This window comes from Streptomyces sp. H39-C1 (assembly GCF_027158125.1).
Taxonomy (GTDB): Bacteria; Actinomycetota; Actinomycetes; order Streptomycetales; family Streptomycetaceae; genus Actinacidiphila; species Actinacidiphila fildesensis.
Genome location: NZ_JAPVLS010000022.1, coordinates 112,399 through 119,124 on the forward strand (window position 1 = coordinate 112,399; position 6,726 = coordinate 119,124).

7 protein-coding genes are annotated in these 6,726 nt (G+C 71.2%); 1 reads left to right on the forward strand and 6 read right to left on the reverse strand.

What is annotated here, in order from left to right; translation table 11 throughout:
• Positions 1 to 16: 16 nt before the first annotated feature.
• The 4 genes from O3W51_RS17160 to O3W51_RS17175 all read right to left on the reverse strand — a co-directional run bounded on the left by O3W51_RS17160 (position 17) and on the right by O3W51_RS17175 (position 3,810).
• Positions 17 to 523 carry an L-2-amino-thiazoline-4-carboxylic acid hydrolase gene (locus tag O3W51_RS17160; RefSeq protein ID WP_138356980.1) on the reverse strand — a complete coding sequence of 169 codons (507 nt, stop codon included), beginning with the start codon at positions 521 to 523 and terminating at the stop codon, positions 17 to 19.
• Positions 516 to 1,805, reverse strand: coding sequence for a beta-ketoacyl-[acyl-carrier-protein] synthase family protein (locus tag O3W51_RS17165; protein ID WP_138356979.1), 1,290 nt, complete (start codon positions 1,803 to 1,805; stop codon positions 516 to 518). The genes O3W51_RS17160 and O3W51_RS17165 overlap by 8 nt, the downstream gene beginning before the upstream one ends.
• Positions 1,802 to 3,454: a class I adenylate-forming enzyme family protein gene (locus tag O3W51_RS17170; RefSeq protein WP_269286497.1), complete on the reverse strand. Its 1,653-nt coding sequence runs from the start codon at positions 3,452 to 3,454 to the stop codon at positions 1,802 to 1,804. The genes O3W51_RS17165 and O3W51_RS17170 overlap by 4 nt, the downstream gene beginning before the upstream one ends.
• 104 nt (positions 3,455 to 3,558) lie before the next feature.
• The gene (locus tag O3W51_RS17175) at positions 3,559 to 3,810 is read right to left on the reverse strand and encodes an acyl carrier protein (RefSeq protein WP_164296322.1); all 252 of its coding nucleotides are present in this window, start codon (positions 3,808 to 3,810) and stop codon (positions 3,559 to 3,561) included.
• 16 nt (positions 3,811 to 3,826) lie between these two features.
• Here O3W51_RS17175 and O3W51_RS17180 point away from each other — a divergent pair, with 16 nt between their 5' ends.
• Entirely contained in the window at positions 3,827 to 4,483 is a 657-nt protein-coding gene (locus tag O3W51_RS17180) for a 4'-phosphopantetheinyl transferase family protein (RefSeq protein ID WP_198358281.1), read from the forward strand.
• Here O3W51_RS17180 and O3W51_RS17185 read toward each other — a convergent pair.
• Together O3W51_RS17185 and O3W51_RS17190 are read right to left on the reverse strand one after the other, a co-directional pair.
• The gene (locus O3W51_RS17185; RefSeq protein ID WP_244809007.1) at positions 4,478 to 5,854 is read right to left on the reverse strand and encodes a class I adenylate-forming enzyme family protein; all 1,377 of its coding nucleotides are present in this window, start codon (positions 5,852 to 5,854) and stop codon (positions 4,478 to 4,480) included. The genes O3W51_RS17180 and O3W51_RS17185 overlap by 6 nt on opposite strands.
• Positions 5,855 to 5,988: 134 nt before the next feature.
• Positions 5,989 to 6,726 (reverse strand): aminotransferase class I/II-fold pyridoxal phosphate-dependent enzyme (locus O3W51_RS17190; RefSeq protein ID WP_269286500.1); only part of this gene is annotated, 738 nt, incomplete at its 5' end.

Consider the following 6,726-nt stretch of genomic DNA (forward strand, 5'->3'; position numbering starts at 1 on the left):
GCGTTCGCGCGTGCGTTCAGGCCGGATCCGGGTCGGTGCGACGCACGGTCGCGCGGAAGCGGCAGACCTCCGAGCCGCTGGTCATGCACTCGCTGCGGCTGTCCTCGACGGTGAGCCCCATGCCCTCGAACCAGCCGGCCCGCATCTCCAGGCAGGGGCACCGGTAGCTGTCGAAGGACCGGGCGGCCTTGAGCATCTTCAGCGCGAAGTGCTCGGTGACCACGGTCTCGAAGGTGTCGGGACCAACCGCGTGGTGCTGGTAGTTGGTCATGTCCTCGGGCCACATGACCCGGGGGATCTCCTTGAACCGGTCGACGAACTCGTCCATCGGCAGCTTCTCGAAGTCGACGTCGTGCCGGGCGGTGTACCAGCGGGCGACGCGGCGGGCCACGAAGAGCATCGCCTCCGCGTTGATCTCGTTGGCGGCCTCCTGCCCGTACCGCTTCATCACTCCCTGGTACCAGCGGGCGTCGTGCAGCCACCAGAACTTGTGCAGCGGCAGGTCGCCTGCCCGCTCAGCCATCGCTGCGCGTTCCGTCGGCGAGGCGCCGGCCCCGGGTGGTGGGGGTGCCGATGGCCAGCGAGATGTTGTGGCCGCCGAACCCGAAGGAGTTGGAGAGCGCCGCCCGCACCTCGGTCCGGTACGCCTTTCCGCGCACGTGGTTGAGCTCGCAGCCCCGGCCGACCTGGTCCAAATTGAACGTCGGCGGCAGCGTGCCGTGCGCGACGGCCAGCACGGTGGCGGCGGCCTCGAACGCCCCGGAGGCGCCCATCAGATGGCCGGTGACCGACTTGGTGGAGCTGACCGGCGGGGTCTCGTCGCCGAACACCGCCCGGATCGCCCGCGCCTCGGCGATGTCGCCGAGCCCGGTGCTGGTGGCGTGCGCGTTGACGTAACCGATGTCCTCGGGCCGCAGCCCGGCCCGCGCGACGGCCTTCCGCATGCAGGCCGCGGCGCCCGAGCCGTCCGGACGGGGCTTGGTCACGTGGTACCCGTCGGTGGTCGCGCCCCAGCCGATGACGTCGGCGTATCCGGCGGCGCCGCGGGCGTCCGCGTGCTCCGCCCGCTCCAGGATGAACATCGCGGCGCCCTCGCCGAGCACATAGCCGTTGCGGTCCTGGTCGAACGGCCGGCTCGCCTTCGTCGGGTCGTCGTAACCGTTCGCCAGCGAACGGGCGTTGACGAAGGCGGCCGCGACCGTGGGATGCAGCGGCGCGTCGGAGCCGCCGCACACCACCACGTCCGCCTCACCCTCGCGGATCAGCCGGAACGCCTCGGCGACGGCCTGGCCGCCGCCCGCACAGGCGGTGGACAGCAGCAGGCTGTAGCCGCGGATGCCGTACTTGATGGCGATCCGGGCGGCCGACATGTTGGGGATCATCCCCGGGCACAGATACGGGCTGACCGCGCTGCGGCCGCGCTCGCGGCGCGCCGCGGCCTGCTCCTCGTACGTCCGCAGCGGTCCGCCGGCGGTGGAGGTGATCACCGCGACCCGCTCCGGGTCCGCGTTCTCGCCGACCCGCAGCCCGGAGTCCGCCATCGCCTGCTCCGCCGCGGCGAGCGCGAGGATCAGGAAGCGGTCGACGCCCGGGTCGATCGGCGGCTTCAGCACCTCGGCCGGGTCGATGTCGGGTGCCTGTGAGACCACCTCGACCAGGGACTGCTCCCCCAGTTCCGGGGTGGGCCGGGAGAGCTGCGAGCGCCCCTCGCACAGGGCGTCGAAGGTGTCCACGAGGTCCCGCCCCAGGGAACTGACCACACCGATGCCGGTGACGACCACACCCGATTCCGACCGTACGCTCATACCGTCTCAACTCCCTGCTCGATCACGGGCATTGCCTTCGCCTGGCTGTAGCGCTCGCGCAGAATGACCTTGCGGACCTTGCCGGTCGGCCCGTGCGGGATGTCCTCGTCGTCGACCACCACGACGCTCCGTACGGTGGCCGCGACATGCTCGTCGAGCGCGGCCCGCACCTGCTCGTCCAGATCCCCTGGCGCCTTCGCGCCGGGGAGGATACTCACCAGCACCTCGGTGGTCACCGCACCGTCCGGGCCCGGCACCGCGATGACGGTGCAGTCGGACACCTCCGGGCAGCGGGCCAGGATCTGTTCCTCCGACTGCGCGGTGTGCAGATAGCGCCCGCCGGACAGCGCGACCGTGTCCACGACCCGGTCGACGTGGTAGTAGTAGCCGGCCTCGTCCCGGTAGACGAGGTCCCCGGTGAGGAAGTAGCCGGCCCTGCGGGTGCGGTAGGTGGTGGCCGAGTCGTTCCAGTACCCCGGCGACACGGTGGGGGCGTTCACGCCCAGCTCACCGATCCGGCCGGGCGGCAGCGGCTCGCCCAGCTCGTCGAGGACGGCCACCTCGGCGAACGCGTGCGGCTTGCCGATGCACCGGTTGTAGCGGCCGGTCTCGGCGGTGTGCGTGATGAAGAACATCGAGTGGCCCATCTCGCTGGAGCCCAGGCCGTCCATGAAGGTGGCGCCCTCCTTGCGGGCGATCCCGCCGCCGCGCTGGGCGACCAGCCGGTGGCCGACCGCGACCAGCTTCCTGATGTGCGCCTCGTGCGCGGCGTCCCCGGTGTTCCACCACATCTGCACGCTGTCCAGGTCGTACGCGCCCAGGTCCCGGTTGACCAGCTGCGGCCAGGTGGCCGCGAAACCGAAGACGCACGACGGCTTCCAGCGGTCCACCGCTTCCAGGACCTTCAGACCGTCCTGCTCCGACACGAGCATCAACTCGGTGCCGCTGCACAGCGCCAGCGTCACCGCGATCACCATCGCCGCGTGGTTGGCGGGCAGAGCGCTGAGCATCCGGTCGATGGTGCGCGGCTTGGGCAGCGAAAGCCGGTGCCGGGAGGCGGCGAACAGACTGGCGTGGGTGGCGATCACCGGCTTGGGCAGCCCGGTGGTCCCGGAGGAGTGGGTGATGACGGCGGCGTCGGTGGGGTGGAAGCGGTACTGGCCGGGAGCCAGGGCCGGGTCGCCGGTGCCGATCCCGGCGATGTCACCGAGCAGCAGGCCGGGGAACTCCCCGTCGCCGAGGCGTTCGCGGTGCGCGGCGTCGGTGAGCAGCGCGCGGGGCGCCACCTTCCCGATGTAGGCGCGGGCCGTGGTCCCGTCCATGTTCGCGTTGAGCAGCGCCGGGATGGCCCCGATCCTGGTCAGCGCGAGATAGGCGAGCACATGGTCGGCCGCGGTGGAGACGAACACCGCGACCGCGTCGCGTGGCTGCACCCCCCACGCGTGCAGCCACGCCGCGCGGGCGGCGACGGCACGCTCCAGGTCGGGCAGCGTCAGCCGCTGCCAGGCCGGGTGCCCGTCGACCTCGGAGTCGAAGGTCAGCGCCGACTCGGCGGACTCCCCGGCGCGGGCGACCAGGGTGCTGAGCACATTGCCGACGCCCAGCTCCTGGTCGGCCGCGAGTTGCGCTCGCAATTGTCGGACGGTCATGTGGCTTTCTCCCTGTGAGGGTCGAACAGGAGGGGCTGGACAGGGTGATAGGGGCTCTGCGGGGAGCGCCGGCGGGCCGTTCGTGACCGGGCCGGACCGGCGCGCTAGGCGGCCTGGAGGCGGCTCGCCGACTCCTCCGCGATCTGATCGATCGTCATCATCGCGAAGCGCTCGGACTCGTCCTCGTCGATCTGCACCCCGAAGCGGTCTTCCAACTGCATCACGAGGTCGGCCACGCCCAGGGAGTCGAGGTCGATGCCGGCGGGCCCCAGCGAGCTCGACCCGCTGACCGTCTCCGGGTCGTACTTCATCTTGATCAGGGCCGAGATGAGGAACTGGCGAATGTCGTCCTTCACTGGTGTACTGCCTCTCATGTCTGCGCGCCCGGCGATGGATCCGAACGCGGTCACTGTGGTGCTGGCCCCGGCCTGCGGGGACCGGCGGGACGCCGCCCGGCGACTGCTGCTACGGGTCGCGGACGAGCTGCTCGGGGCGCCGGCTGCGGCGCGCATCGAGCGCGACGGACTGGGCCGCCCGTATCTCACCCGGGCGGACGGGGCGGAACTTCAGGTGAGCATCAGCCACTGCGACGACGTCGTCGCCGTGGCCCTCACCCGGTCCGGACGGATCGGTGTGGATGTGGAGTCGGTACGAACGCTGCCAGCCCTACGGCTGGCCGGGCGCTACTTCGACCCTGCCGAGGCACAGTGGCTCGCGGACCGCCCCGCGGCCGGCCGCACCCCCGACTTCCTCCGCCTGTGGACGGCGAAGGAGGCGCTGGGCAAGGCACTCGGCGTGGGGCTGCGGGGCGGCGGACTGCGGCGGCGGGTGCCGCCGGAGCTGCTGGCGGACGCGGACGAGCTGGCGCCGCTGCCGGACGGTCCTGACCTGTCGCTCGCCCTGCCGCCCGCCCCGTACGGCCTGGTCGTGGCGGTGGCGGCGCAGGGATCCCCGGCCGGAGTGCCTCTGCGGCTCTACGGATCGGGCCACGCGGGGTGCCGGCCCTGGCCCGTTGGCGGCGGCTCATGACGGGGCCGCCGCGCCGAGCCGGGAGGCGTTGAGCGTCGCGGCGTTGCGGATCGGCTTGCCACTGCTGGTCCGCGGGAGCGCCGGTAGCACGTAGACGGCGCGAGGCCGCTTGTAACCTGCGAGTCGCTGTCTCAGATACGCCTCGATCCCGGCCGCACCGGTGCCTCCGCCGTCCAGTGCCACGAACGCCTGGATCGCACCGTCGTGGACGACCACGGCCTCGGTCACGCCGGGCGCACCGGCCAGTGTCTGTTCGACCTCGTTGAGGTCGACCTTGAGCCCGCCGACCGACACCTGGGAGTCGAGTCTGCCGAGGACGGTCACCCGTCCCGTGGACGTGTCGACCGTCCCGGCGTCCCGGGTGTGCAGCCAGCCGTCCGACCACCGGCTCGGGTCGGGGTCGCCGAGATAGGGCGACGCCGGCTGTCGCAGCATCAGTTCACCGTTCTCGACGCGGAGTTCATGACCGGGTGCGGGCAGCAGTGCCGGACGGTGCTCACCGAGGACGTCGACGGCCATCACTCCGGCCTCGGTCATCCCGTACATCGTGCCGATGCGTACCCCGTACCGCTGCGCGAAGGAGTTCCACAGCGCGTCGCCGACCAACTCGCCGCCGGTGATGACGCGTCGGAACAGCGGCAACGCGGGCGGGTCGGCGACCCGGGCGAGCAGGTCTACCTGGGAGGGCACCCCGATGAGCACGGTGGGTGCGGTCGCCTCGACGAGGGTGCGCAGGATGCCGTCCTTGCCGGTGTGCCGGGGTATGACCATCTCGGCGCCGGTGTGCAGACTGTTGAGGAGGCCACCGACCAGGCCGAGCACGTTGGTCATCGACGCGAGCATCACCACCTGGTGGCCGGCGCCCGGGAAACCGTCGATCCGGGTGTAGCGCTCGACCTCGGCCACCAGGTCCGCGGCCGTGCGGCCGATGACCTTGGAGGGACCGGTGGAGCCCGAGCTGAACTGGATGAGCGCGTGCCCGGTCCCGGGCGCACGGCCGCCCTCCAGCGGCCTGATCACGCTGCGGGTGTCCTGGAAGCCGCGCATCATGCCGGTGGCCGGTTCGGCCGGCTCCACGATGAACTGCGGAGCCAGCCGCTCGACACAGGAATTCACTTCGAATTCGGTGAACCGGTGGTCCACCAGAATCGCCTGCGCACCGCATTTCCAGACGGCCAGCACATGGGCGATGTATTCAAGCGAAGGAGGCAGATGAACAGCGACGGAACCCCCGGTGTGCAGCCCGGAGTCCCGCAATTGCTGCTGCCGTTCCGACACCAGCTTCCGCAGCCGGCCACGATCGATGGATTCTCCGAGCCGGAGCACCGGCTCATCGGCCGGACCGGCGAGAAACAGCTCGTCAACGTCCACGCGGACTTCCCATTCACCTGACTGGACAGCCACCTGATGCGGTCGCCTCAGGACGCTTCAAGCTTCGCTCAAGCGGTTCCGGCAGTCCATGCGTTACAGCTGCGGTTGCCGGAGCAGTACCGGCAGAATTCCCCTCAGCCGACGGCGGAAATGCTGGTCGCCACCGAGTGGTGAACAGCCGTGGATTCCGACTCCGCGACGAATTCGGCGAATCGCCGAACGCCCTCGTCGACAAGCTCGGGTGGCACCGCGCTGCACGACAGCCGCAGCCTGCGCACACCGCCACCGCCGATGTAGAACGGGCTCATGGGCGTCCACAGCACCTGGTGCCGCCCCGCGGACCGCTCAAGGGCCCGCTCGTCCGCGTCGAAGGGCACGGACAGCACCACGAAGAAACCGCCCTCGGGCCGGTTCCAGTCGATGCCCCGTGCGGTGCGCTCCGGTTCGGGGAAGTGCCGGTCGAGCGCGTCGAGCAGCCGCGCCATGTTCTCCCGGTAGAAGGCGGCCGCGGCCAGCGACGCCGTCCGCATCCGGTACCCGTGCCGCACCAGGAGCCCGCCGATCACAGCCTGGCTGAGCGCCGGGGTGTTGACGGTCGTCATACTCTTGACCTTCGCGAGCTGGTCGGCGAGCAGCGTGCTCCCGCCGGGTCCCTCGACGCGCTGGTCGGCGACGACATAGCCGACCCTGGCCCCGGGGAACCCGGTCTTGGCCAGCGAGCCGAGGTAGATCACCCGGCGGTCGGTGTCCAGCGCCTTGAGGGTGGGCCGGGTGCTCTCCGCGTCGGCCCGGAACATCCCGTACGGATTGTCCTCCAGGACCAGCAGCCCCTCCTCCCCCGCCGCCGCCAGGAGTTCCCGGCGGGCCCGCAC